Annotated in this window: 23 protein-coding genes; 1 reads left to right on the top strand and 22 read right to left on the bottom strand. The window is 43.6% G+C overall.

The genetic code is table 11. The annotated features are described in order from the left end of the window. Positions 1-11: 11 nt before the first annotated feature. From rsmB to LG330_RS08545, 9 genes are all read right to left on the bottom strand, one after another. Complete coding sequence (gene rsmB / locus LG330_RS08585) at positions 12-1343, bottom strand: 16S rRNA (cytosine(967)-C(5))-methyltransferase RsmB (RefSeq protein WP_404409081.1); 1332 nt, start codon at positions 1341-1343, stop codon at positions 12-14. Then, a complete protein-coding gene (fmt, locus tag LG330_RS08580; RefSeq protein WP_404409079.1) occupies positions 1336-2271 on the bottom strand; it encodes a methionyl-tRNA formyltransferase in 936 nt (311 codons plus the stop codon). Before fmt ends, rsmB begins: the two co-directional genes overlap by 8 nt. Continuing rightward, the gene (gene def / locus LG330_RS08575; protein WP_404409077.1) at positions 2268-2759 is read right to left on the bottom strand and encodes a peptide deformylase; all 492 of its coding nucleotides are present in this window, start codon (positions 2757-2759) and stop codon (positions 2268-2270) included. The genes fmt and def overlap by 4 nt, the downstream gene beginning before the upstream one ends. A gap of 13 nt (positions 2760-2772) precedes the next feature. Beyond that, positions 2773-5154 carry a primosomal protein N' gene (gene priA / locus LG330_RS08570; protein WP_404409075.1) on the bottom strand — a complete coding sequence of 794 codons (2382 nt, stop codon included), beginning with the start codon at positions 5152-5154 and terminating at the stop codon, positions 2773-2775. Continuing rightward, positions 5151-6359: a bifunctional phosphopantothenoylcysteine decarboxylase/phosphopantothenate--cysteine ligase CoaBC gene (coaBC, locus tag LG330_RS08565; RefSeq protein WP_404409073.1), complete on the bottom strand. Its 1209-nt coding sequence runs from the start codon at positions 6357-6359 to the stop codon at positions 5151-5153. Before coaBC ends, priA begins: the two co-directional genes overlap by 4 nt. A gap of 126 nt (positions 6360-6485) precedes the next feature. Next, the gene (gene rpoZ / locus LG330_RS08560) at positions 6486-6713 is read right to left on the bottom strand and encodes a DNA-directed RNA polymerase subunit omega (protein ID WP_204728645.1); all 228 of its coding nucleotides are present in this window, start codon (positions 6711-6713) and stop codon (positions 6486-6488) included. A gap of 1 nt (position 6714) precedes the next feature. Further along, positions 6715-7329 (bottom strand): guanylate kinase, encoded by a 615-nt coding sequence (gene gmk / locus LG330_RS08555; protein WP_404409071.1) that lies wholly within the window; start codon positions 7327-7329, stop codon positions 6715-6717. Between the two features lie 2 nt (positions 7330-7331). Beyond that, complete coding sequence (gene remA / locus LG330_RS08550) at positions 7332-7595, bottom strand: extracellular matrix/biofilm regulator RemA (RefSeq protein WP_039808784.1); 264 nt, start codon at positions 7593-7595, stop codon at positions 7332-7334. A gap of 22 nt (positions 7596-7617) precedes the next feature. Then, complete coding sequence (locus LG330_RS08545) at positions 7618-8487, bottom strand: YicC/YloC family endoribonuclease (RefSeq protein WP_404409069.1); 870 nt, start codon at positions 8485-8487, stop codon at positions 7618-7620. Between the two features lie 112 nt (positions 8488-8599). On the opposite strand from LG330_RS08545, the gene LG330_RS08540 reads away from it, so the two are divergent. Then, positions 8600-10309 carry an NFACT family protein gene (locus tag LG330_RS08540; RefSeq protein ID WP_404409068.1) on the top strand — a complete coding sequence of 570 codons (1710 nt, stop codon included), beginning with the start codon at positions 8600-8602 and terminating at the stop codon, positions 10307-10309. 374 nt (positions 10310-10683) lie between these two features. Here the strand turns inward: LG330_RS08540 and pyrE are convergent, their stop codons facing one another. The 13 genes from pyrE to LG330_RS08475 all read right to left on the bottom strand — a co-directional run bounded on the left by pyrE (position 10684) and on the right by LG330_RS08475 (position 25666). Then, the gene (pyrE, locus tag LG330_RS08535) at positions 10684-11292 is read right to left on the bottom strand and encodes an orotate phosphoribosyltransferase (protein ID WP_404409066.1); all 609 of its coding nucleotides are present in this window, start codon (positions 11290-11292) and stop codon (positions 10684-10686) included. After that, positions 11285-11989: an orotidine-5'-phosphate decarboxylase gene (gene pyrF, locus LG330_RS08530; protein ID WP_404409064.1), complete on the bottom strand. Its 705-nt coding sequence runs from the start codon at positions 11987-11989 to the stop codon at positions 11285-11287. The genes pyrE and pyrF overlap by 8 nt, the downstream gene beginning before the upstream one ends. After that, positions 11961-12899: a dihydroorotate dehydrogenase gene (locus LG330_RS08525; protein ID WP_404409062.1), complete on the bottom strand. Its 939-nt coding sequence runs from the start codon at positions 12897-12899 to the stop codon at positions 11961-11963. Before LG330_RS08525 ends, pyrF begins: the two co-directional genes overlap by 29 nt. Then, the gene (locus tag LG330_RS08520; protein ID WP_404409060.1) at positions 12892-13656 is read right to left on the bottom strand and encodes a dihydroorotate dehydrogenase electron transfer subunit; all 765 of its coding nucleotides are present in this window, start codon (positions 13654-13656) and stop codon (positions 12892-12894) included. Before LG330_RS08520 ends, LG330_RS08525 begins: the two co-directional genes overlap by 8 nt. Continuing rightward, positions 13653-16844, bottom strand: a complete 3192-nt coding sequence (carB, locus tag LG330_RS08515) for a carbamoyl-phosphate synthase large subunit (protein ID WP_404409058.1) — start codon at positions 16842-16844, stop codon at positions 13653-13655. The genes LG330_RS08520 and carB overlap by 4 nt, the downstream gene beginning before the upstream one ends. After that, positions 16837-17922, bottom strand: a complete 1086-nt coding sequence (locus LG330_RS08510; RefSeq protein WP_404409056.1) for a carbamoyl phosphate synthase small subunit — start codon at positions 17920-17922, stop codon at positions 16837-16839. The genes carB and LG330_RS08510 overlap by 8 nt, the downstream gene beginning before the upstream one ends. Next, positions 17919-19187, bottom strand: a complete 1269-nt coding sequence (locus LG330_RS08505; RefSeq protein ID WP_404409055.1) for a dihydroorotase — start codon at positions 19185-19187, stop codon at positions 17919-17921. Before LG330_RS08505 ends, LG330_RS08510 begins: the two co-directional genes overlap by 4 nt. Continuing rightward, complete coding sequence (locus tag LG330_RS08500) at positions 19171-20076, bottom strand: aspartate carbamoyltransferase catalytic subunit (RefSeq protein ID WP_404409053.1); 906 nt, start codon at positions 20074-20076, stop codon at positions 19171-19173. Before LG330_RS08500 ends, LG330_RS08505 begins: the two co-directional genes overlap by 17 nt. Before the next feature lie 150 nt (positions 20077-20226). Continuing rightward, entirely contained in the window at positions 20227-21549 is a 1323-nt protein-coding gene (uraA, locus tag LG330_RS08495) for a uracil permease (protein ID WP_404409052.1), read from the bottom strand. Positions 21550-21666: 117 nt separating this feature from the next. Then, positions 21667-22203 carry a bifunctional pyr operon transcriptional regulator/uracil phosphoribosyltransferase PyrR gene (gene pyrR / locus LG330_RS08490; protein ID WP_404409050.1) on the bottom strand — a complete coding sequence of 179 codons (537 nt, stop codon included), beginning with the start codon at positions 22201-22203 and terminating at the stop codon, positions 21667-21669. 162 nt (positions 22204-22365) lie between these two features. Beyond that, positions 22366-23277 carry an RluA family pseudouridine synthase gene (locus tag LG330_RS08485; RefSeq protein ID WP_404409048.1) on the bottom strand — a complete coding sequence of 304 codons (912 nt, stop codon included), beginning with the start codon at positions 23275-23277 and terminating at the stop codon, positions 22366-22368. Then, entirely contained in the window at positions 23243-23731 is a 489-nt protein-coding gene (gene lspA / locus LG330_RS08480; RefSeq protein WP_404409046.1) for a signal peptidase II, read from the bottom strand. Before lspA ends, LG330_RS08485 begins: the two co-directional genes overlap by 35 nt. Before the next feature lie 364 nt (positions 23732-24095). Then, positions 24096-25666, bottom strand: a protein-coding gene (locus tag LG330_RS08475) for an IS3 family transposase (RefSeq protein WP_404403530.1) whose coding sequence is annotated in 2 segments (ribosomal slippage) — positions 24096-25003 and positions 25003-25666 — 1572 coding nt in all. Because the reading frame shifts where the segments join, the coding sequence is not laid out codon by codon here. Between the last annotated feature and the right edge of the window lie 7 nt (positions 25667-25673).

Below are 25673 nucleotides of genomic sequence, written 5' to 3'. Positions count from 1 at the left end.
CATAATCTGAATTACGCGTTTTTCTTGAAAACTGCAATAAAGAATCCATCTCCATCAAAATCCTGCGGAAAAATCTGCAGCAGGTTATTTTCTGCCAGAACTGCAATCTTCTCAGGAAGGTGATCAGGAGCAACCAATGTCATTTCAGCATGGTCCGCTAAAAATTGTTTCACAGTTCCTTCATTTTCTTCCTTATCCACAGTGCATGTACTGTATACAAGCACGCCATCTCTTTTAAGGTTTTGAACAGCTGAGTCCAGCAGCTCCTGTTGAATTCTTGAAAGCGACTCAAGGTCCTGCTCTCTTTTTGCATATTTGATATCAGGCTTTCTTCGCAGTACACCAAAGCCGCTGCAAGGGGCGTCAACAAGGATTCTGTCAAATGACGTTTCAGGGAAGCGTTCTTTCAGCTTTCGTCCATCAAGTGCTTCGCCTTTAATGTTCTTCAGCTTCAGACGATCTGCATTTTCTTTAATCAGTTTAATTTTGTGTTCATGAAGATCAAGCGCATAGACTTCACCTTCATTGTTTAAACATTCGGCAATATGTGTGGTTTTTCCTCCCGGTGCCGCACACATATCGAGAATTGTTTCACCAGGTACAGGGGCCAGCGCATATGCCACAAGCATGGAGCTTTCATCCTGAACAGTAATAAAACCTTCTTTATATGCTGAAGTATGTGCAATATTGCCTTTTTTGACACGTATACCTGATGGTACAATCGGGCTTTCGGATGCTTCTACCCCCTCTTCTTCAAGCAGTTTCAGCGCTTCTTCACGGCTGATTCTGCTTGTATTTACTCTTGCTGTCTGAACAGGTGCAATCAGATTTCTTTCGCACATTGCCTTTGTTTTCTCAAGTCCAAAGTGCGCTGCCCATCTTTTCACCAGCCACTCCGGGTGACTTGTTTCAATTGAGATTTTCTGAATTGGGTCCTTTATGTCTTCAGTTGATCTGACACCTTCACGCTGGATTGAACGCAGTACGCCGTTCACCATACCCGAGATACCTTTATGACCTTTTTTCTTAGCAATTTCTACCGCTTCATGGATTGCCGCACGCTCAGGTACGCGGTCGAGATACAGCATCTGATAAAGGCTGAGCCTTAATAGATTCCGCACCCAGCCTTCGACCTTTTTTTTCAAAAAAGGTTCAAGGTAATAATCCAGCGTCATTTTACGCTGGATTGTGCCATACGTGATCTCAGTCAGCAGTCCTGTATCTTTTTTACTGATATCAAATTTTTTAATGGCGTGATTCAGGAGAAGGTTACTGTATGACTGATTCTTATCAATCTGATCCAGAATATGAAGTGCAGCTTCCCTTAATGAAAATTTACTCATATTGCGCCTTCTCTCCAATCTGTATAGCAGATCCTCTCAGAAAATCAGATGCAGACATTTTCTTTTTACCGGAAGGCTGGAGCTCAGTTACAAGCACAGCGTCATCATCAGCCGTTGCAAATACGATCCCTTCATCAGAAACCTGAATAACTTCTCCTGGCGTTCCGCTGCCTTCTGTAAGCTTAACCTGCTGGATTTTTAGCGGCTTATCTCTGAAAATCGTATAAGCTGTTGGCCACGGATAGAGTCCTCTGATCTGGTTGAATACTTCTCTGCCGGGACGGTTCCAGTGGATTTTTTCTTCTTCTCTTTTTATATTCCATGCATAAGTAGCCTTTTTGTGATCCTGTTCAGTGCGCTTTGCTTTACCGTCAATTAACAGGGGTAGCGTCTCTGAAAGCAGGTCTGCTCCAGCTTCACTTAATTTATCGTGCAGTGTACCTACATGATCTTCATCTGTGATCGCTACTTCCCGCTGACTGATAATATCACCTGCATCAAGTTTTTCAGCCATATACATAATGGTAATGCCTGACTTGTCATAGCCTCTGATAATGGCATGGTGAATCGGTGCACCACCCCGCAGTTCCGGAAGCAGTGATGCATGTACATTGATACAGCCAAGCTTCGGTGCATCAAGCAATTTCTTTGGAAGCAGCTGTCCAAAAGCCGCAGTAATAATTAAATCAGCTTCAAGGGCAATGATTTCTTCAAGCTCAGGAGATCCTGAAAGTTTTTCCGGCTGAATGACTCTCAGATTATGATTTAATGCTTCTCTTTTAACAGGAGGAGGTGTCAGCACTTTTTTTCTGCCAACGGGTCTGTCCGGCTGAGTAACAACCGCTTTTACTTCATAACCGTCAGCAATGACTCTTTGCAGGACGGGAACTGAAAAGTCCGGTGTACCCATAAAAATTACTGAAGTCATTCTGCTTCCTCCTCCATTGCTTTAAGTTCTTCTTCTGTTACATAGCGGGATACTTTTGAAGTGAACAACACCCCGTCTAAATGGTCAGCTTCATGCTGTATCGCTCTTGAAAGATACCCGTCAGCTTCCATGACAAAAGTCTTTCCGTTACGGTCCTGTGCTGATAAAACAATCTGATCCGTTCTTGTGACTTCACCAAAAATTCCGGGAAAGCTCAGACATCCTTCCACATCTGTGTCTTCACCGGATATATATTTGATTTCAGGATTGATCATCTCAATGACACCTGTTTCATCGTCGAGATAGACAATCGCAACTCTTTTGAGTATCCCTGCCTGCGGTGCAGCGATTCCAATACCGTCCTGATCCATCATCAGATCAAAAAGCTCGTCTAATGTATCGTGTAATTGCTTGTCGAATGTTTTTACTTCAGCGCATGTTTGTTCGAGTCTTTCATCGGGATGAGTCAAAATTTCAAGTTTCTTCATGTTATCCTCCATTTTACATCATAATATATGGTTGAACGTCAATATTAATGGATACAGCGTCTTTACCTGTATCGCTGTACTGATCGAGTATTTTTTTGAGCAGTTTCTTAAGGTCAGGCTCATACTTATACTTAATGATACACTGATATCTGTATTTATCCTGTATCCTTGCAATTGGTGATGCAACCGGACCGAGGATAATGGACTTCTCAGACAGTCTGGCTTTTAGTATATTAGCAATTTCATTGCATACCCCGGCCGCTTTATTGACATTTTCATGACTGAGTGTGATCAGTGAAATATAGTAAAAAGGCGGGTACTGAGCAGTTTTACGCATCATCATTTCTTTTTGATAAAACCATTCATAATTCTGGCTTTTTGCAAGTTCAATCGAAAAGTGCTCAGGTGTATAAGTCTGAATAATCACTTCACCGGGTTTTTCATGTCTACCGGCTCTGCCGCTTACCTGTGTTAAAAGCTGAAACGTTTTTTCTGAGGCTCTGAAGTCAGGCAGATGAAGCATGGTATCAGCACTGAGTACACCGACAAGCGTGATATTCGGGAAATCAAGACCTTTTGCAATCATCTGTGTTCCAAGTAAAATATCTGCTTCTCCCCGACCAAACGCATTCAACAGTCTTTCATGCGAACCTTTTTTAGATGTCGTATCCACATCCATTCGGATCGTTCTGACTTGAGGCATCAGTTTGAACAGCTCTTCCTCTACTTTTTGCGTACCGGTTCCGAAATATCTGATATGCTCACTTTCGCATTCAGGGCATGTATTAGGCACATATTCTTCATGACCGCAATAATGACATTTCATACTCTCTTTAGATCTGTGGTATGTTAGCGAAACTTCACAATGCGGGCATTGCATCACAGTTCCACAATCTCTGCACATGATAAAAGATGAGTAACCTCTTCTGTTCAAAAAGAGAACGATTTGTTCTTTTCTCTCAATACGCTTTTCAATCTCTGCTAATAAATCTCGTGAAAACATGGATCTGTTCCCATCACGTAGTTCTTCACGCATATCGATCACTTTCACTTCAGGCAAATCCTGCTGATTCATTCTGTACTCAAGCTCAAGCAGCTGATAGTTACCTTTCTTTGCCCGTGCAAAGCTTTCAAGTGACGGCGTTGCACTCCCCAGGATAACCGGACAGCCGTGTCTTTTACTTCTTTCAATGGCAACATCTCTGGCGTGATACCTTGGAGAATCCTCCTGCTTATAACTCGTCTCATGCTCCTCATCTATAATGATCACACCGAGTGTTTTAAACGGGGCAAAAATAGCTGAACGCGCGCCTACAACGACGTTCACTTCCCCCCTGTGAATTCTTCTCCACTCATCATATTTTTCCCCTGCAGATAATCCACTGTGCATCACAGCCACCTGATCACCAAAGCGGCCTTTAAAGCGCTGGACCATTTGCGGTGTAAGCGAGATCTCCGGTACAAGCATGATCGCCTGCCTATTTTGCTTGAGGACCTGATCAATTGTCTGAAGATAAATCTCCGTTTTTCCGCTCCCTGTAACACCGTGTAAAAGAAAGGTCTGATGCTCATACTGATTTACTTTTTCAAGGATTGGTGTAATGGCTGTTTTTTGATCGTCTGTCAGCGTAAAGTGTTCTGTTTTTTCAAATGTTCTCTCAGCAAAAGGATCTCTGTATTGCTCGCTGAAAGTTTCTTTTAAGTATCCCTTGTCGATCATCGTTTTGATCACTGCACTTGTCGTATTAGCAGCCACTTTGAGTTCAGCAACAGACATTTTACCTTCATTCTGTTCAAGGTGTTCCATAATCATTTTCTGCTTTATGGCGTTTGTAGGAATGTCATCCTTTTTATACTGCCCGTTCAATTCAACAAACCTTTTTTTCTTGACATTGCCAGATTGCTTCACCACGTATTTCATTTCGACCTTTCGCTGCTTGATCAGCTCCTGCAGATCTTTCAGCGCGTGGTGCTCATCAGCTGTTTTCCAGGACAGTGGTGATTCTTTTTCAAACAGACTGCTGATATGATCCGGAATATCACTTTTAAGCAAATGAAAAAATTTAGTGTACTTTGCCTTCATTGCAGCGGGAAGCATGACCTGCAATGCTGAGATTCTGTAGCAGAGCGTCTGGTCAGTCAACCACTCAGATAAAGACATTAATTCTTCATTCAGGACAGGCTCTATATCTACGACCTCTTCAATCGGTTTCAGTTTTTTAACCGGTGATTCATCTTTAATTGCCAAAATAAACCCCTGAATTTTTCTTGGTCCAAAAGGCACTATGACTCTGATTCCTCTTTGAACGACTGCCTGCAAATGATCAGGAACTGTATAATCAAATGTCCTGTCGATTTGTTTTGCAGGCACATCCACAATGACTGAAGCGATCATACTGATCTTTCCTTCATCAACTCTTCAATTTCATTCAACAGCGCTTCTGCCACCTGATTTTTTGTCTGCAGTGGCAGTTCAGTAACTGAGCCGTCTTTTCTGAAAAATGTCACTGCATTTGTATCTGTACCGAACCCTGCACCTGCAGTGAGAATGTTATTCCCGACAATGATATCTGCATTTTTCGTTTCAAGCTTTCGCTTCGCATACGTTTCAAGCAGCTCTGTTTCAGCTGCAAAGCCGATCAGAATCTGGTGCTTTTTCTGCTCACCTAAAGTTTTTAATATGTCTTTTGTTCGTTCAAATTCCACTGTCAGCGTGCCGTCTTTCTTTTTCATCTTCTGATCACTGATCTCAGCAGGGCGATAGTCTGCAACTGCTGCACTTTTGATCACAATATCAGCCTGATCAAAATGTCTGATTACCTGGTCAAACATTTCTTCAGCTGTTTCCACGTTAATGATTGTCACACCTGATGGCGGGGCAATTGAAACCGGTCCTGAGACAAGGGTCACTTCCGCTCCTGCTTCAGCAGCCACTTTCGCGATTGCATAGCCCATCTTCCCGCTTGAATGATTTGTAAAAAAGCGGACAGGATCAATTTTTTCTCTTGTCGGTCCAGCTGTAATTAACAGCTTTTTACCTTTCAGCGGCTGAGACTGTTTTTTATTAAAATGTCGCGCAATGATTTCAGTAATTTTTTCAGGCTCCTCAAGGCGGCCCTTTCCGACATATCCACATGCCAAAAACCCTTCAGAAGGTTCAATGAAACGCACACCACGTTCATGGAGCGTATCGATATTTTTTAATACTGCAGGATGACTGTACATATGAACATTCATTGCAGGCGCTGCCCATACTGGTGCAGTGGTTGCAAGTAATGTTGTTGTGATCATGTCATCTGCAATCCCATTTGCAAGTTTACCGAGTACGTTTGCTGTTGCCGGTGCGATGACGACCAGATCTGCCCAGTCTGCAAGATCAATATGTGCAATTTTAGATGAATCCTTTTCATCAAATGTATCGTAGTACACGTCGTTTCTCGACATCGCCTGGAATGTAAGTGGTGTAACAAATTCCATCGCGCTTTCTGTCATGATTACTTTCACATTGAAGCCCGCCTGACTTAATTTACTCGTCAGTGCGACAGCTTTATATACTGCGATTCCCCCTGATACACAAAGGAGTATATTTTTATTCACCAATGCAGCCATCTCCCCATTAAATAGATACTTCCATTATGAACGAAAAAACAACATTTTTCACTCAACAGGCATGAATCTGTTAAAAAAGAAAAAACAACCGGCAGCGGCTGTTTTTTTCTGTTCCTATTATTTTTCGTCTTCGTAAAGGATGCCTTCCTGAGGCTTCTTCATGACAAGCTGCCCTGCTGCGATTTCTTCAAGTGCCTGACCGACGAATTTTACTGAGTGATAAGACTCAAGTGAACCTTTATCACCTTTCTCCTGCATATTGCGGGCACGCTTTGCAGCCACACTCACAAGTGAATATTTTGAATCGATATTCTTTCTTAACGAATCAGATGATGGATATAACATATTATTCTACCTCCAGCATTTTTTTATAGCGGGCTTCTACCCGCTCTCTTTTAAGATGTTCTGCCATGACGATCGCATTGATCCGCTCACATGCATGTGCAACGTGGTCATTTTCAACAACGTAATCATACAGGTTCATCATGGATAATTCTCTTCTTGCAGCTTCCACACGGGTTCTGATCACATCATCGCTTTCAGTTCCGCGTGTAACCAGTCGCGTTTCAAGCTCTGATAGACTAGGGGGTGCAAGGAAAATAAAAAGTCCTTCAGGGAACTTCTCTCTTACCTGTTTGGCACCTTCTACTTCTATTTCAAGAAATACATCCTTACCATTATCAAGTGTTTCTCTCACATAATCAACCGGTGTACCGTAATAATTACCGACATATTCTGCGTACTCAAGGAGTTTGTCACGTTCGATTAACGCTTCAAACTCTTCTCTTGTTTTAAAGAAATAGTCTTTCCCATTAACTTCCCCTTCACGTGGAAGTCGTGTGGTCATCGAAACAGAATATTCATATGCTGTATTTTCTGCTGAAAATAACTCTTTTCTAACTGTACCTTTACCTACTCCTGATGGTCCGGAAAGAACAATCAGTACGCCTTTTTCTATCATTTTTACCCTTCTTCCTGACTATCATCTTTATCTGTAAATCGGGATGCCACAGTTTCCGGCTGCACCGCAACAAGTATCACGTGATCACTATCCATGATCATGACCGCTCTGGTTCTGCGTCCGTATGTTGCATCGATCAGCGTTCCTCTTTCGCGCGCATCCTGTACCAGCCTTTTTACAGGTGCAGATTCAGGACTGATGATTGTGATAATGCGGTTAGCAGACACAATATTCCCAAATCCGATGTTTATTAACTTTATTGACATCCCCGACACCCCTTAATCGATTTCACTCAATATTTTGAACCTGCTCCCGGATTTTCTCGAGAATAGATTTCATATCAATGACCGCTGCTGCTACCCGCTCATCTCCTGCTTTTGATCCAACCGTGTTTACTTCACGGTGCATCTCCTGCGTGAGAAAATCAAGTCTTCTGCCGATCGGCTCATTTTTTTTGAGTGCATTTACAAATTGCTTGATATGACTGAGCAGACGTGTGAACTCTTCAGTTACGTCTGCCTTTTCAGCAAATATCGCAACCTCTGTTAACAGTCTGCTTTCATCAATGCCGCTTGTATGTTCCCTGATCGTTTTTTCCAGACGATCTCTGTATTTCTTTGAAACTTCCGGAGATATCTCCATTGCATACTCGACATTTTGCTTTAATGATTGTACTTGATAAAGCAGCTCGTTTTCAAGCTCTTTTCCTTCATTTGCCCGCATATCTGAAAGCTTTCTGCATGCTTCATTTAATGCGGACAAAATGACATCATCTGCAGAATGTTCTTCTTTTATTTCAATAGCTGTGAATGCATCTGTCTGCTTCAGCAGATCTCTGACGCGCAGATCCTCGTCTAAGCCGTATCTGTCAGAAGCATCTTTTACAAATTGTGCGTAGGCATCAAGCAGCTCCCAGTCAACAAGCAGCTTATGACTGTTCGGCTTTTCACTTTCTACTGATATATAAACGTCTACTTTACCACGCTTTATGTATGAAGAGATGATTTTTTTTACTTTGTCTTCAGTTTCGGCATACATTCTTGGCATCTTGACTGAACACTCATGAAAACGGTGATTAACTGATTTGATCTCTACCGTTACAGCCAGAAGTTCCTGCCTTGCTGTTCCTCTTCCAAATCCGGTCATGCTTTTTGTCATCTCGCAAATCACCTGCTTATCTCTTTCAATGTACTTCATTATAGCATACAGACCAGTCAAAAAGATGGTAAGATGGGACAGAAGAAAAAGAAAGACAGAAAGAGGGATTTGTATGTCATTCGATGGATTATTCACCAGAGCCATCACAAAAGAATTAACTGATCAATTAGATGGCGGCCGGATCAGCAGGATCCATCAGCCCTATCAGAATGAGTTGATCATGGTCATCCGGGCACAGGGTAAAAATCATAAACTGCTTCTCTCAGCCCACCCTTCCTACTCGAGAATTCAGTTAACTGAAGAGCAGTACGACAACCCTTCAGAACCGCCGATGTTCTGTATGCTTCTCCGTAAGCATTTAGAAGGTGCGATCATTGAATCCATCACTCAAAAAGATATGGAACGGATCATCGTGTTTGAAGTGAAAGGCCGAAATGAAATCGGTGACGTTTCATATAAGCAGTTAATCATAGAAATCATGGGCAGACACTCGAATATTATATTAGTTGATAAAGAACGCAGTATGATTTTAGATAGTATCAAACATTTGAATCCTTCTGTGAACCGTGCCAGAACAATTCTCCCGGGTGCTGACTTTGAATGGCCGCCTGAACAGAATAAGCTGAACCCATTTGAAGTGAACGAAGATGTCTTTTTGAGAACGATGGACTGGAACAGCGGGAAGCTTGATAAACAGCTTGTGGAGCATTTTGCCGGGTTCTCTCCTTTATTTGCCAAAGAAGTGATCGAACGGGCCGGCTTACCTGAGAAAAAACGCGTGTATGAAGCTTTCAGTGAGCTACTGGAGCGGATGAAGTCCCATGATTATGAAGCTTCATTTATGCAGTCGGACAATAAAGATTACTTTTACCTTTATCCCTTGCAGCAGCTTAAAAATGCGCAAATCGAATCGTATCCGTCGATCAGCCAGCTTTTAGACCGCTATTACTTCGGAAAAGCTGAACGTGACCGCGTCAGGCAGCAGGGTCATGATCTTGAACGATTTATAAAAAATGAAAAAGATAAAAATGTATTAAAAATAAAGAAACTCAATAAAACACTTGATCAGGCAGCTGAAGCAGGAAAATATCAGCTGAGTGGTGAGCTGCTAACTGCTAATATCTACGCAGTTGAACGCGGTATGTCTGAAGTGGAGGTCCTGAACTATTATGAAGAGGATTCTCCATCAGTTACAATTATGCTCGATCCACGCAAAACGCCGTCTGAGAATGCACAATGGTATTTTACTAAATACCAGAAAGCAAAAAATGCAGTTGATGTTGTCAAAGAGCAGATCAAAATTGCGGAAAAAGAAATCCAGTACTTTGATCAGCTGATGCAGCAGCTTGATTCCGCGTCACCTTCTGACCTTGAGGAGATCAGGGAAGAACTTGCTGAAGAAGGTTATATGAAAGCGAAAAAGCAGAAGAAGAAAAAATCAAAATCACAAAAGCCGGTTTTAGAGGAGTACGTTGCAAGTAACGGCACACTCATTCTTGTCGGGAAAAATAATAAGCAGAATGACTATCTGACAAATAAGGCTGCCGGTAAAGATGAGATCTGGCTTCATACGAAGGATATTCCGGGTTCACATGTTGTAATCCGCGATAAGGAACCTGATGAGGAGACGATTTTAGAAGCAGCTAAAATTGCTGCGTATTTCAGTAAGGCGAGGGCTTCAAGTTCAGTTCCTGTTGATTTCACAAAGATCCGGCATGTGAAAAAGCCGAGCGGGTCTAAGCCTGGTTATGTGATTTATGAACAGCAGGAGACTGTGTATGTGACGCCTGATGATGAATTGATCAGACGTTTGAAAAAATAATTTAATAAATTTATTTGCATTTAGTAATTTGGCTGTTGATTTCCGCTTCAGTCGGACGCTTTCCGGACGGAGGTTGCTGAGCCTCCTCGCCTTCGGCTGTGGGGTCTCAGCTTCCCTCTAATCGTCCCGGAGTCGCCGACTTACGCTTCAATCATCAGCTGTGCAACAAATTTATATGTCTTTAAGAATCGAACCATTAAAAATTCCTAGCCAATACCAGCTGCATCTCGGAGTGTGGGACGGAGACTCCCGCCCCAGGAAAGGACAGGTGAGATCCCGCAGAGCTTTAGCTCGAGGAAGCTCACCGTCCGGGGGCAGGAAAGCGTAGTCCCACACGGAGAGATGCAGCGGATTTTAAGTAATTTTTTATTCCTTTAAAACTCACTCTTCCATTTTGCAAGTTCTGTTAACTGATCTTTGCTGATGACGTTCATCTCCTCAGCTTTTTCGATCAGTGTGTCGAAGTTTGTGACGGTGTGATACGGGACACCCGCTTCTTTGAATTGCTGCTCTGCTTTTTTGAAGCCGTATGTAAATAATGCAGCGACGCCTAATACTTCGATTCCCTGCTCTTCAAGCGCTTTGACTGCTTCGATACTGCTTCCGCCTGTTGAGATTAAATCTTCTATTACAACTGCTTTTTTACCCGGAGTAACTTCACCTTCGATCTGGTTCGTTTTACCGTGCTTTTTGGCTGAAGAGCGCACGTAATTCATCGGCAGATTCAATCTTTCACTTACCCATGCAGCATGAGGAATGCCAGCTGTAGCAGTTCCTGCAATAATGTCTGCTTCAGCAAAATTTGTTTTGATCAGTTCTGTCAGCTGGTCTGCAGCGAATGATCTGATTTCCGGATATGACATGATTAACCGGTTATCACAATAGATTGGTGATTTGATTCCGGATGCCCACGTGAATGGATTTTCCGGATTTAATTCCACAGCTTTAATTTCAAGCAGATACGCTGCCATTTTTTTATTCATCATTACCGCTCCATTCCTTTTTAATTTGATGATAACTTGCTACCGGATCACTACTTCCTGTGATGGCTCTGCCTACAACAATTGAATAAGCGCCGAGCTTTGCAGCTTCTGCTGGTGTTGCTGTTCTGACCTGATCGTTTGCTGCAGTTCCTGTTGGACGGATACCGGGTGTTATATATTTAAAATCTGTCCCGAGTTTATTGACCAGGTGCTCACAATCCGTTGCTGCACACACAACCCCGTCAAGCCCCGCCTCTTTCGCAAGTGCTGCATAATGCTGAACTGACTGGATGAGATCGCCATGGATTTGCTGTTCTTTTTGCATCTGCACTTCTGAAGTAGAAGTCAGCTGGGTAACCGCGATGATCGCCGGCCTTTTCCCTTTTGCACCTTCATTGAGTCCGCTTACTGCAGCCTTCATCATTTGAAGGCCGCCTGCTGCGTGAACATTTACAAGATCTACTTCAAGTGCCGCAAGCTGTTTCATCGCTTTTTGAACAGTCGTTGGAATATCGTGCAGTTTCAGATCGAGAAATATCTTATGTCCCATACCTTTTATTTCATTAATAATTGAAGGCCCGCTTTCATAAAAGAGTTCCATTCCCACTTTGACAAAAAGCTGTTCGTCAAACTGTTTCAGAAAATGAATAGCTTCTTCTCCGGTGAAATCAAGCGCGATAATTGGCAGTTTCTCCAACTTTCCAGGACCTCCCTTTCAGATCATGTATATGTGATGCTCCAAGTTCGTTTAAAATCTCCGGCAGCTCATCAATAATTTCCTTACAGACAAATGGGTTAACGAAGTTTGCCGTACCAACTGCAGCAGCGCTTGCGCCAGCAGAAATAAAATCAATCACATCCCACGCTGAACTGATGCCGCCCATCGCAATAATAGGCAGCGATGAAACCTGACTCACTTCATAAACCATCCGGAGCGCAACCGGTTTGATCGCAGGGCCTGAGAGTCCGCCGGTTTTATTCGCAATGACCGGCTTCCCGGTTTTGTGATCAAGGCGCATACCAACAAGCGTATTAATCATCGTCAGTCCATCTGCCCCTCCCTCTTCAACAGCAAGTGCCATCTCTGTGATATTTGCAACATTCGGTGATAGTTTTACATACACAGGAACTGAAGAGACAGCTTTCACTTTTTCAGTCAGCTCCCTTGCCGTTTGAGGGTCTGTACCAAACGCAATTCCGCCTTCTTTTACATTCGGGCACGAGATATTGAGCTCTAGTGCTTTTACGTTTTTCGACTGTGATATCTTTTCAGCTACAGCAACATAATCTTCAGTCATTGATCCTGCAACGTTTGCAATCACCGGCAGGTCAAACTGTTCCAGCCAGGGGAGTTCAGTACTGATCACTTTTTCCAGACCGGGATTTTGCAGACCGATTGCATTTAACATACCTGATGATGTTTCTGCCACTCGAGGTACCGGGTTACCGGATCGTTGTTCAAGTGTTGTTGCTTTTACCATAATTGATCCGAGCAGGCTTAAATCATAAAATTGGCTATATTCCCTGCCGAAACCGAAGCAGCCGGATGCTGGCATAATCGGATTTTTTAATTCAAGACCCGGCAGGCTGACGCTCAGCTTATCCATACACTAACTCCCCCTTTCTGAAGACTGGTCCATCTGTACATACTTTTTTGTAAGGCTCAGGACCATTCACCTGACATACACATGCAAGGCAGGCACCGATGCCGCAGCCCATTCGCTGCTCCATGGAAATAAAGCCGGGCGTGTGTTCAAGCTGCTCTTCAACTGCCCAAAGCATAGGTACAGGTCCGCATGCGAAAAATAGATCCGCCTGCAGGTTAAATGAAGTAATGGCATCAGTTACAAACCCTTTGGTTTCATATGTGCCGTCAGCTGTTGTGATATATACCGGACCGAGTTCTTTAAACGCAGACTCATAGAATACAGTTTCTTTAGTTTCAAACCCAAGTACGTGAATCACATTAAATCCTTTAGCCTTTAATTGCTTTGAACATTCATAGAGAGGCGGGACACCAATCCCGCCTCCAATCAATAGGGCTGTTTTGCCTTCTGCGCTTTCAACCGGAAATCCGCTCCCGAGCGGTCCCATCACATCAATTTCATCTGTCTGATTTGCCAGTTCCCTAGTACCAAGTCCTGACGCTCTGTAGATCAGTGTCATAGTCTGTTCGCGTTTGTCATAAGACGAGATACTGATCGGTCTTCTTAATAAAGGATCATTCGCTGTATTGACTTTAATATGGACAAATTGACCCGGCATCGATATTTCATTAACCAGTTCACCTTTGAGCTTCAGCTCAAAGATGTTTTTAGCAATCTCAGTCTGATTTTCAATCTTCATTTTTTCGACTTTGATCATACTAATGCCGCCTTTTTAATCGGGCTCATAGGTGCCATCGTAAAGTTCATTGACTCTAGCACGCGCAGCATAGCTTCTGCTGTATCAAGCGATGTCAGACACGGCACGCCATTTTCTACTGATTCTCGGCGGATTCTGAAACCGTCTCTTGCAGGCTGCTTGCCTTTTGTCAGCGTGTTGACTACTAGCTGGATTTCTCCTGACTGAATGCCATCAATCAGTGTTTTGCCCTGTTCACCGATTTTGTTGATCGGTTCTGCAGGAATGCCCGCTTCTTTAAATGTCTGTGCAGTCCCTTCAGTTGCAAGAATATGATAGCCAAGACGGTGGAATCTCTCAGCAAGCATCGTACCGGCTTCTTTATCCTTATCCGCTACAGTTAACAGCACAGAACCGTGATGCTTAATATTCATACCGGCTGCAGTGAGCCCTTTATATAGCGCCTTCTCTAACGTTTCATCTTTACCGATGACTTCTCCTGTAGACTTCATCTCAGGTCCAAGTGTGATATCTACACGCTTCAGTTTTGCAAAAGAGAAGACCGGAACTTTAACGAACACACCGTCTTTTTGCGGGACAAGCCCGGTATCGAATCCGAATGAGCTGGTTTTTTCTCCTAGAATTGCTTTCATCGCCATATTTGCCATTGGGATGCCTGTAATTTTACTCATAAAAGGCACAGTCCTGCTTGATCTTGGATTGACCTCAAGCACAAAGATTTCGCCTTTTGAGATTACGTATTGAATATTGATCAAGCCTCTAATATTTAACCCTTTCGCAAGACGGATCGTATAATCTTCAAGCGTTGCAATATGCTCTGGTGTCAGCGTCTGAGGTGGATAAACTGCGATTGAATCCCCTGAGTGAACACCTGCACGTTCAATATGCTCCATAATTCCCGGGATACATACAGTTTCACCATCACTGATTGCATCAACCTCAATTTCTTTACCAGTCAGATAACGGTCGATTAACACAGGGTGCTCAGGACTTGCTTTCACTGCTGTATTCATATACTGACGAAGCTCCGCTTCATGATAGACAATTTCCATCGCGCGTCCGCCAAGCACGTATGATGGTCGTACGAGCACCGGATATCCGATTTCTCCCGCGATCGCAACTGCCTGCTCTTCCGATACTGCCGTTTTCCCTTCAGGCTGCGGAATACCAAGGTTTTTCAAAGCTTTTTCAAACTCATCTCTGTTTTCTGCACGGTCAACATCCTCAAGTGATGTACCAAGTATTTTTACCCCTCTCTTTGAAAGGCCGTCAGCTAAGTTGATCGCCGTCTGTCCCCCGAACTGAACGACTACTCCCTCTGGCTTTTCGAGATCAATGACATGCATCACATCTTCGAGTGTTAAGGGTTCAAAGTAGAGCTTGTCTGAAATTGAGAAGTCTGTAGAAACCGTCTCTGGATTACTGTTAATCACAATCGCCTCGTAACCCGCTTCTTTAATAGCCCACACTGAATGAACAGTCGCATAATCAAACTCAACACCTTGACCGATTCTGATAGGACCTGATCCGAGCACAACAACTTTTTTACGGCTGCTTACGATCGACTCATTTTCATCTTCATATGTTCCGTAAAAGTAAGGCGTTTCAGATTCGAACTCTGCAGCACATGTATCAACCATTTTATATACAGGCATTAGGCCTTCCGATTTTCTTCTGTTATAAACGTCCTCTTCTGTCACGTTCCAGAGCTTTGCGATTGTTTTATCACTGAATCCCATTCTTTTAGCTTTATATAAACTCTCATATGATTGATCTTCAAGCAGTGTTTTTTCATACTGGACGATGTTATTCATTTTATTTAAGAAGAAGTAATCAATTTTACTCCATTCATGGATCTCTTCTATTGATACACCCATTCTCAGTGCTTCACCGATATAAAACAAACGCTCATCACCTGCTTTTCTAATACGGCGCTCTACCCATTCGGCATCATTTTGTTCAATCTCTAAATGATATACATTGTTCTCAAGTGAGCGCACTGCTTTTAGCAGCGATTCTTCAAGTGTACGCCCGATCGCCATGACTTCTCCTGTTGCTTTCATCTGTGTGCCAAGATTACGTTTCGCTGATTCAAACTTATCAAATGGCCATCTCGGAATCTTTGTCACAACGTAGTCAAGTGCAGGCTCAAAGCAGGCATAAGATGTACCTGTCACCGGGTTAATCATTTCATCAAGCGTCAGGCCTGTTGCAATTTTAGCTGCGAGCTTTGCAATCGGATAACCTGTTGCTTTTGAAGCAAGCGCTGACGATCTGCTGACACGTGGATTTACTTCTATGATGTAGTATTGAAAGCTGTCAGGGTCCAGAGCCAGCTGAACGTTACAGCCTCCTTCGATGCCAAGTGCGCGAATAATTTTAAGAGAACAGTTTCTAAGCATCTGATATTCTCTGTCACTCAATGTCTGCGAAGGCGCAACTACAATTGAATCTCCTGTATGAATGCCGACCGGATCGATATTTTCCATATTACATACGACGATGGCATGATCATCTTTATCACGCATCACTTCATATTCAATTTCCTTGAATCCGGCGATGCTCTTCTCAAGCAGACATTGTGTAACAGGACTGTATTTAAGTCCTGATGTGACAACTTCAATCAGTTCTTCTTCGTTATGACAGATTCCTCCGCCCGTTCCGCCAAGCGTAAAAGCAGGGCGGACGATAACCGGGTAGCCGATTTCCTGGACGAAAGTAAATGCTTCATCAAGATTATGAATAATTTCACTATCCGGTACCGGCTCATTCAGTTCATTCATCAGCTTTCTAAAAAGGTCTCTGTCTTCTGCCTGCTGAATGGCATCTAACTTGGTTCCAAGAATTTCAACGTTACACTCATCAAGGATACCACTTTCTGACAGTTCAACTGCCAGGTTCAGCGCAGTCTGACCGCCAAGTGTCGGCAGCAGCGCATCAGGTCTTTCCATTCTGATAATTCTGCTGATAAATTCAACTGTAAGAGGTTCCATATATACTTTATCTGCAATTTCAGTATCAGTCATAATCGTTGCAGGATTTGAATTAACCAGCACGACGCGATAGCCTTCTTCTTTTAAGGCAAGACAGGCCTGTGTGCCTGCATAATCAAATTCAGCTGCCTGTCCGATGATAATTGGACCTGACCCGATCACTAAAATGGTTTTAATATCTGTACGCTTAGGCATATTGAATTTCCTCCTCTTCCATCAGTTGAATAAAACGATCAAATAATTCATTTGCATCCTCAGGACCCGGTGAAGCTTCAGGGTGATACTGCACAGAAAATGCTGGATGTTCTCTGTGTGCAATCCCTTCAACTGTCCCATCGTTTAATGCTTTATGTGTCACAATAAAATCTGTTGTGAGCAGTGAGTTTTCATCAACTGCATATCCGTGGTTCTGCGCTGTAATAGCAACTTTACCTGACTCAAGTTCTTTTACAGGGTGATTCGATCCCCGGTGTCCGAATTTCAACTTGAATGTATCTGCACCTCCGGCAAGTGCGAGCAGCTGATGACCCAGGCAAATACCAAAGACCGGTACAGCTCCGACAAGTTCTTTAACTGCCTCTACTGATTCAGGTACTGACTTAGGATCACCAGGGCCATTTGAGAGAACAACTCCATCCGGATGAAGTCTCAGAATTTCTTTAGCTGACGTATGATATGGAACAACTATCACATCACACTGTCTGCGATTTAATTCCCTTAAAATGCCGTGTTTCATACCGTAATCAACTACTACAACGCGTTTTCCCCGGCCCGGACTTGGATAAGATGATTTTGTCGATACGCGGCTCACCTGGTCTGTAGCAAGCTCTGATGATTTCAGCTCAGATACCACCTGAGCGATATCAGCCGTATCAGCACAGATTCTTCCTTTCATCGTCCCGTAGCTTCTGATCAGCTTCGTCAACCTTCTCGTATCAATGCCTGAAAGTCCCGGGATTTTCTTCTCCTTCAGCAGGTCGTCAATGCTTGCTTCGCTTCTGAAGTTCGATGGCAGATCACATGCTTCACGAACGATCAGTGCTTTAATATATGGATGAATTGATTCGAAATCATCTCTGTTAATACCATAATTCCCGATCAGTGGATAAGTCAGGACAACCATCTGCGCACAATAGGATGGATCCGAGAGAATTTCCTGATAGCCTGTCATACCTGTATTGAATACAACTTCTCCCTCAGCATCTCCCATCCAGCCGAATCCTTCCCCTTTAAATACTGAACCATCTTCTAAAATTAGCAGTTTGTTTGTCATACGAGCTCCTCCTGAAATACAATTTTCCCTTTACTGATTGTCAGCACAACTTTTCCGCTTACCTGCTGATTGTTAAATGGTGTGTTTTTTCCTTTTGAACGGAAGCTTTCAGCCGTTATCTCACTCTCTTCAGTCAGATCAAGTAATACCAGATCCGCACTTGCCTGTTCTTCCAGTTTTCCTGCATCCAGTCCGAAAACAGCTGCCGGTTTTACTGCCAGCCATTCAATCAGCTGGTCAATATCCCAGCGTCCGGTTTCTACAAATGCTGTATTCAACAGCTGAAATGCTGTTTCAAGTCCTGTTATACCAAAAGGCGCTCTCAGCATCCCTTCATCTTTTTCCTCTTTCGCATGAGGCGCATGATCTGTAGCAATAAAATCGATGGTTCCATCTTCGAGTCCATCGATCAGTGCCTGCTGATCTTCCTTTGACCGGAGCGGAGGATTCATTTTAAAGTTCGCATCGTCAGCTGAAATCGCTTCTTCATTTAGTAACAGATGGTGTGGTGTAACTTCAGCTGTTACTTTAATACCTGCTTTTTTTGCATCACGAATTACTCTGACAGATTCTTTTGTAGACACGTGGCAAACGTGGTAGTGGCAGTCAGCTGCTTCAGCGAGCAGGACATCACGTGCGATCTGAACAGATTCACATACTGACGGAATACCCGGCAGTCCGAGTTCTCTTGAGCGTTGTCCATCATGCATACATCCGCCATGGATCAGACTGTTATCTTCACAGTGGGCTACGACTGCTTTACCTAATATTGCAGCTCTTTTCATGACCTGAAGCATCTGATCAGCACTTTGAATACCGACTCCGTCATCTGTGAAAGCAAAAGCACCCTGTGCTGCAAGTGCTTCTAAGTCATTGATCTCTTTACCTATAAGGTTTTTCGTAATGGAGGCATAAGGCAAAACAGGAATCAGTGCATCATCAGTTATTTTGTTCTGGATGTATTTAAGGGTTTCAACGTCATCCGGAACCGGTCTGGTGTTAGGCATTGCACAAACAAGCGTATATCCTCCACGTGCTGCAGCCTCTGTGCCCGTTTTAATTGTTTCTTTATGTTCCCCGCCCGGCTCTCTTAAATGAATGTGTACATCAACAAATCCAGGGGCGAGTGTCTTTCCTGAAGCCTCAATGACCTCCTCGTTATGTAAAGGGTTTAAATCACCAATTGACTGAATACTGTCTTCAGAGATTCTGACATCCGCCGTCCCATATCCAAATACATTTGCACCTTTAATTAATAAGTTCATGTTTTGTCTCCTCTCTTTTTGCAAGCACGAATTGAAGCATGGCCATTCTGGTGAACACACCATTTTTCATTTGTTTAAAAATGCGTGATCTTCCGCATTCAACCAGATCATCTGCAATTTCCACTCCTCTGTTGACCGGAGCAGGATGCATGATAATGCTGTTTTTTTTCATCTTTTTTTCTCTTTCTAAGGTCAGTCCATACTGATTATGATATTCCTGCTTTGTGAAGTTTTCTCCGAATGCATGCCTTTCATGCTGCACACGCAAAAGCATCAGGACATCACTTTCTTTTACAGCCTGATCCATTTCAATAAATGAGACATCTTCCATTTCAGGATCACGCCAGGCTGCCGGACCTGAAAAACTCACGTTTGCTCCGAGCCTCTTCAGTGCGTATGTGTTTGAGCGCGCCACCCTGCTATGTCTGATATCACCTGCAATTGTCACATTCAGGTCTTTGAAGCTTCCAAATTCTTGATAGATTGTAAGCAGGTCAAGCATACACTGCGATGGATGATGTCCCATCCCATCGCCCCCATTGATAAGTGAAATTGACACTTTGTCTTTCAGCGCATCAAAGTATCTCTCCTCACTGTGACGGATCACTGCAACATCCACACCAATTGCTTCAAGCGTTTTAACTGTGTCATACAGTGACTCACCCTTACTGATTGAAGCCGTGCCGGCATCAAATGAAAGGACGTTCATGCCAAGCTTTCTCTGTGCCATTTCAAAGCTGCACTTCGTTCTTGTGCTGTTTTCAAAAAACAGATTAACTGCATATAGATCCGGTCTTGGGAGCGGCTTATGATTTTTCAGTGCTTCTGCCTGGTGAAGTACCTCATAAATATCATCAACTGTCAGTTCATCAAGTGTAAGAAAATGCATGGTTGAACCTCCTTGTAAATGTCACTTTAATATTCTGCTTCTCTATAAAAAAACCGCTTTTTGAGAGGAGTCTCAAAAAGCGGTTTTAGACAGACTGATGCTGTCATAAACCCTTTTGAAAGCCTCTCTGGACTTCATTTAAAAGGATTGTTATGCGGCTTTATTTTCATTAAACAGTGTTTCTTCTTCCGGCTTTCGTCCAGGTAAAATCAGGTTCAGTGCAATGCCGATAATCGCTGCAAGTGCCATACCCGGCAGTACGAAAGACTCTGTAAATTGTACATATGCACCGCCAACTCCAATGATCATGATGACTGAAGCGATGATCAGGTTACGTTTATAAGAAAAGTCCACTTTCGCTTCAATCAGCATTCTGAGCCCGCTTGAAGCAATGATGCCAAACAGCAGAATTGATACCCCGCCCATCACAGGTGTCGGGATTGAGCTGATCAGCGCAGATACTTTACCGACAAATCCGAAGAAGATTGCAAGGACTGCTGCGCCTCCAATAACAAACACACTGAAGATTCTTGTGATTGCAAGTACTCCGATGTTTTCACCGTAAGTTGTGTTTGGCGGTCCACCGATCATTGATGCGATCATTGTGGCAACCCCGTCACCTAGCAGTGATCTGTGTAATCCCGGCTTTTCCAGGAAGTTTCTTCCTACTACTTTACTGACCACCATCTGATGACCTGTATGCTCTGACAGTGTAACAATTGCCACCGGAACCATAATTGCAATGGCTGTCCATGAGAAGCTTGGCGTATAATCCACAAACGGCATGTAAAGATCCGGTACTGCAAACCATGGTGCATCAATCACTTGCTGGAAATTAACGAGCCCTGCAAACATTGCTGCAATGTAACCCCCTGTAATTCCTACAAGAACCGGGATCAGTCCGAAAAAACCTTTGAAGTAAATAGAAGCAATAATCGTAATAGCGAGTGTAATCAGTGCAACTGTGATATGAGTTCCGCTGTATACAAACTCAGTTGGGTCTGCCAATGGATTTTCATACATTGCCATATTGACAGCCGTACCTGCCAGGCTTAGCCCGATCACGATAATGACCGGTCCTACCACAACAGGTGGGAGTATTCTCATTAACCAGTTCACTCCGAATTTATAGATCAGCATCGCGACTGCACCGTAAGCAAGTCCCGCAAAAAATGCGCCGAGCATGGCTGCCTGTGGTCCTCCTAGTTCAGTAGCGGCGATAATCGGGGCGATGAAAGCGAATGATGATCCCAGATATGCAGGAATCTGACCTTTTGTAATGATCAGGTAGGCGATTGTTCCAAGTCCGCTTGAAAGAAGAGCTGTACCCGGGCTTAAGCCCACCAGCATCGGCACAAGAACTGTTGCTCCGAACATAGCGAAAAGGTGCTGAAGGCTGAGCGTCAGCCACTGATTTAACTTTGGTTTTTCTTCAACATCAAGAAGCGGTTTTGCTGTTTGTGTGTTTGTCATCGACGTTTCCTCCTAATAAAAAACCTCTTTGCCGAAAAGCATGGCAAAGAGGTTCATGAGGATATACATATCCCCCGTCGTCTCCTTTGCCAGCCTCTCGGGACTGCATTAAAGGATTTATTTGTGTATGGTTACCTGTTCATTTTGATCTGTTTCGTTTAATTCCACACTGATTTTTTCAGTACTGGATGTCGGGATATTTTTTCCGACAAAATCAGCTCTGATCGGAAGCTCTCTGTGCCCGCGGTCGATCAGTACTGCAAGCTGGATCTGAGTCGGCCTGCCAGTGTCCATAATGGCATCCATTGCTGCTCTGACCGTTCTTCCGGTGTAGAGCACATCGTCAACTACAATTACTTTTTTATTATTAATTTCAAGTGAAATGTTTTTACTGTGCACAACCGGCTCGCCGGAAATATGTTTTTTTTCAAGGTCATCACGATACATCGTAATGTCCAGCTCACCGACTGGTACACTAACCTGTTCGATCGCCTCAATTCTTTCTTTCAGGCGTTCTGCTAAATAAATGCCTCTGGTTTTAATACCTACCAGCACGCAATCTTCAACGCCTTTGTTACGCTCAATGATTTCGTGGGCAATTCTGGTTAGCGCCCGTTTCATCATCTGCTCATCCATCACGACAGTTGCAGACATCTGATCATTCCTTTCGATATATAAAAAACCCTCCCGGCTGAAGACAGACGGAAGAGCAGTAATATACCTGGTACATTCGCTAAGCCTTCCCTGTCTCTCTGGACCGGATTAAAGGTTTCAGTTATTGAGTTGTTCTCAGTTTAAACTTTCATGCGAACAATGTCAATGTTCGTTCTTAAGTTTTTCAACAAATTCTTTAAAGCTCTCAGGTGCCGGTGCTTGAAATTCCATATATTCTTCCGTTGATGGATGAACAAACCCAAGTACACCTGCATGTAGTGCCTGACCATTCAGATCAGGTGTTTTACGCGGGCCGTATTTTGGATCACCAGCTAACGGAAAGCCGATATGTTTCATATGAACACGGATCTGATGGGTACGTCCTGTTTCAAGAATGCACTCAACAAGCGTAAAATCTTTAAAACGTTCAAGTACATTAAAGTGTGTAATTGCCTGTTTACCGCCATCTACTACCGTCATGCTCTGACGGTCTTTTTTATCGCGACCGATCGGCGCATCAATTGTACCCGCATCATGTGTAATGACACCGTGAACAACCGCTGTATATTTTCTTGTTACACTTTTATCCACTAGCTGCTGTACGAGCTTTTCGTGAGCTGAATCGTTTTTTGCTACCATCAAAAGGCCTGAGGTGTCCTTATCAATCCGGTGAACAATGCCTGGACGCAGGACGCCGTTGATGCCTGAAAGGTCTTTACAATGTGCCATGAGTCCATTGACGAGCGTACCTGTCAAATGACCGGGAGCAGGGTGAACGACCATCCCTTTTGGCTTATTTACTACGAGTACATCTGAATCCTCATAGTAAACATCCAGGTTCATTTCTTCAGCTTCCACGTCAAGTGGTTCCGGATCAGGAATCTCAACCTGTACTTCAACACCAGGTACGCATTTGTAATTCGGTTTTGTTGTTGAACCGTTTACTGTTACGTTTCCTTCTTTAATCCACTGCTGTACCTGCGATCTTGACCAGTTATACTCAAGCCCTGCGAGTACTGCATCAAGGCGTTTTCCTTTTTCATTTTCCTGTATTGAGTGTTGAATGTTTTCCATTTTTCTTCCTCTTTTCTTGCACTTCTTCTAAAATCATTTGAAGAAATAACATGATTACTCCAATTGTCAGTGCCGCATCAGCAATATTAAAAATAAAGTTGAAGAACGTAAACTGTAGAAAGTCTACAACTTCCTGCCTGAAAATACGGTCAATAAAGTTCCCGACTGCTCCACCGAGTAACACCATCAGACTTGCACTGAATAATTTATTCCCTTTAGCATGTTTGTGATAATAATAAAGAATTCCTGCAATGACTACCAGTGTGACAATATAAAACAGCCACATCTGTCCTTCAAGCATCCCCCATGCTGCACCTGTATTACGATGCGAGGTCAGGTAGAAGAAACCATCAATCACATTGATTGATTCCCCCACTTCCATATTCCGGACCACCAGCCACTTTGTCAGCTGATCCACTGCAATAATAAATAAAGCCAGCAAATAATAGATCACTTGTCTACCTCCGTTATCTCGTTGCAAACCCTTAAAGTATTGTAGCATAATTCAGCACCGCAGACATGATTACAGCAGATGTTTTGCAAATAGTTTGGCCGAATATGAACAATGACAATGATTTGTTTATAACCTCGTTCGATTTTGGCTCATTTACAGAATAAGAAAAGAAAGCTGAAATCAAGCTAGCTTGAATTTTAGCTTTCTTTTCTTATTCTGTACTTTTCAAGCTCTGCTTGAAAAGCCATGCCTGCAAGCAGGCATGGAATGAGCTAAAATCTCTGCACTCACAAAATAAAAAGCTGCCGGTATCAATTGAACTGCGCCCTGTCAAGTAGACAGTAAAAAAGAAAAAAGGTTAGAACTACGCTACGGCCTGGTATCGATACTCCATCGGTGCCAGGTTGTTTAATTTTTCTTGATAACGTCCCTCGTTGTAAAATCGCATATATTGATCGATGTCGTTGACTAATTCTTCATAGCTCTTGTACGGTTTCAATGCATATTTCTCGCATTTGAAGTGACCGAAGAAGCTCTCTATCGGCGCGTTGTCGATACACTTCCCGACACGGGACATACTCCGCGTGATCCCTGCCTCTGTCGTGATGTAGCGATATTCTTTCGATGTATACTGCGACCCTCGGTCACTATGGAGTAGAGGCATTGCGTCTGGGTTCGCTTCGATGGCCGCCTTCAGCGTATCCATCACCAAAGGGTTGTTGTTGAAGTGACCGATCTTATAGGCTACGACAGACCCGTCGTACAAGTCCTTGATCACACTTAAATAAGCCTTGTGCCCAAGACCGTAATGGAGGTGTGTGATGTCCGTCACCCATTTCTGATTGGGCTGGCTCGCTGTGAACGCGCGATTCAAGATGTTGTCCTCGATGTTGACGTAGCTGGTCTTCGTACAGTAGCCGTTCGACCGGCGGATAAAGGATTTCAGGTCGAGCTTGATCATCAGACGACGGATCCGTTTGCGATTGTACTGCTTCTTGAACTGACGGTTGATGAACAAGGTGATCCGTCGGTAGCCTAGGATCCCTTGATGTTTGTTGAACATCTTCTTGATCTCCCCGAGTAGCCATTCATTTTCTTCCTCTTGGTCAGTCGGTGTATGGTTCAGCCATTTGTAGTAACCGGATCGCGACACGCCGACCAGCTGGCAAAGCAGTTGAATCGGTGTCTTCGTCTCCTCATGGTAATCATGGATCGCCTGGAACCGATGTAGATGACTGCCTATTCGCGCATTCTGTCCCTCCTTTCGATCTCCTTCAGCTTTTTTAAGAGGCCGTTCTCCGCCTCAAGGTATTGATTGCGATGGTCCAGTTCTTTGATGCGGAGCTTCAGTTTCTCTACTTCTGTCAGGTCCGGCTTAGACTCCAGGGATTTCCCGCGGCGATCGTGAAGTGCCGTCTCTCCGTCAGCCTGATATTTCCGTACCCATCCATAGACCTGTTGATACGAAACCTGATATCTCTCCGCAGCCCCGTGATAGTCAAGGTCGTGGGCGATTGCGAATTGGACGATCTCTATCCGTTCCTCAAATGTCGTCTTTCGTCCTCTGTTCATCTCTCTACTTCCTTTACTAGTGGATTTTATATCTTTTCCACTAGTGTAACGCTTTATCCACCTTCGTAAAACAGAGGAGGTTGAGATGTTGAAACGAGCACAGGTCTCACTGAGGCTACCGTGACCCGCCAGATAATAGTCCACTGCCTGTCGTTTCAATTCTTGGGAGTACTCTTTCCAGGTCTTCGATTCCTTTAATCCGTCGATTCCATCAGATTGATATCTACGGACCCACTCTCGGATGGTCGTCTGGGCAACACTGAATTCCTTAGAGACCACATTCGTCGGCTTCTTCTCATCTAAGACACATAACACCACTTTCAATCTTTCATCTAACATATGATTAGTTACTCGTTTAGACATAAAAATG

It is taken from the genome of Jeotgalibacillus malaysiensis, assembly GCF_044789845.1.
Taxonomy (GTDB): domain Bacteria; phylum Bacillota; class Bacilli; order Bacillales; family Jeotgalibacillaceae; genus Jeotgalibacillus; species Jeotgalibacillus malaysiensis_A.
The sequence above is the reverse complement of the archived record's forward strand: the minus strand, read 5'-3'. Positions and strand labels throughout refer to the sequence as shown.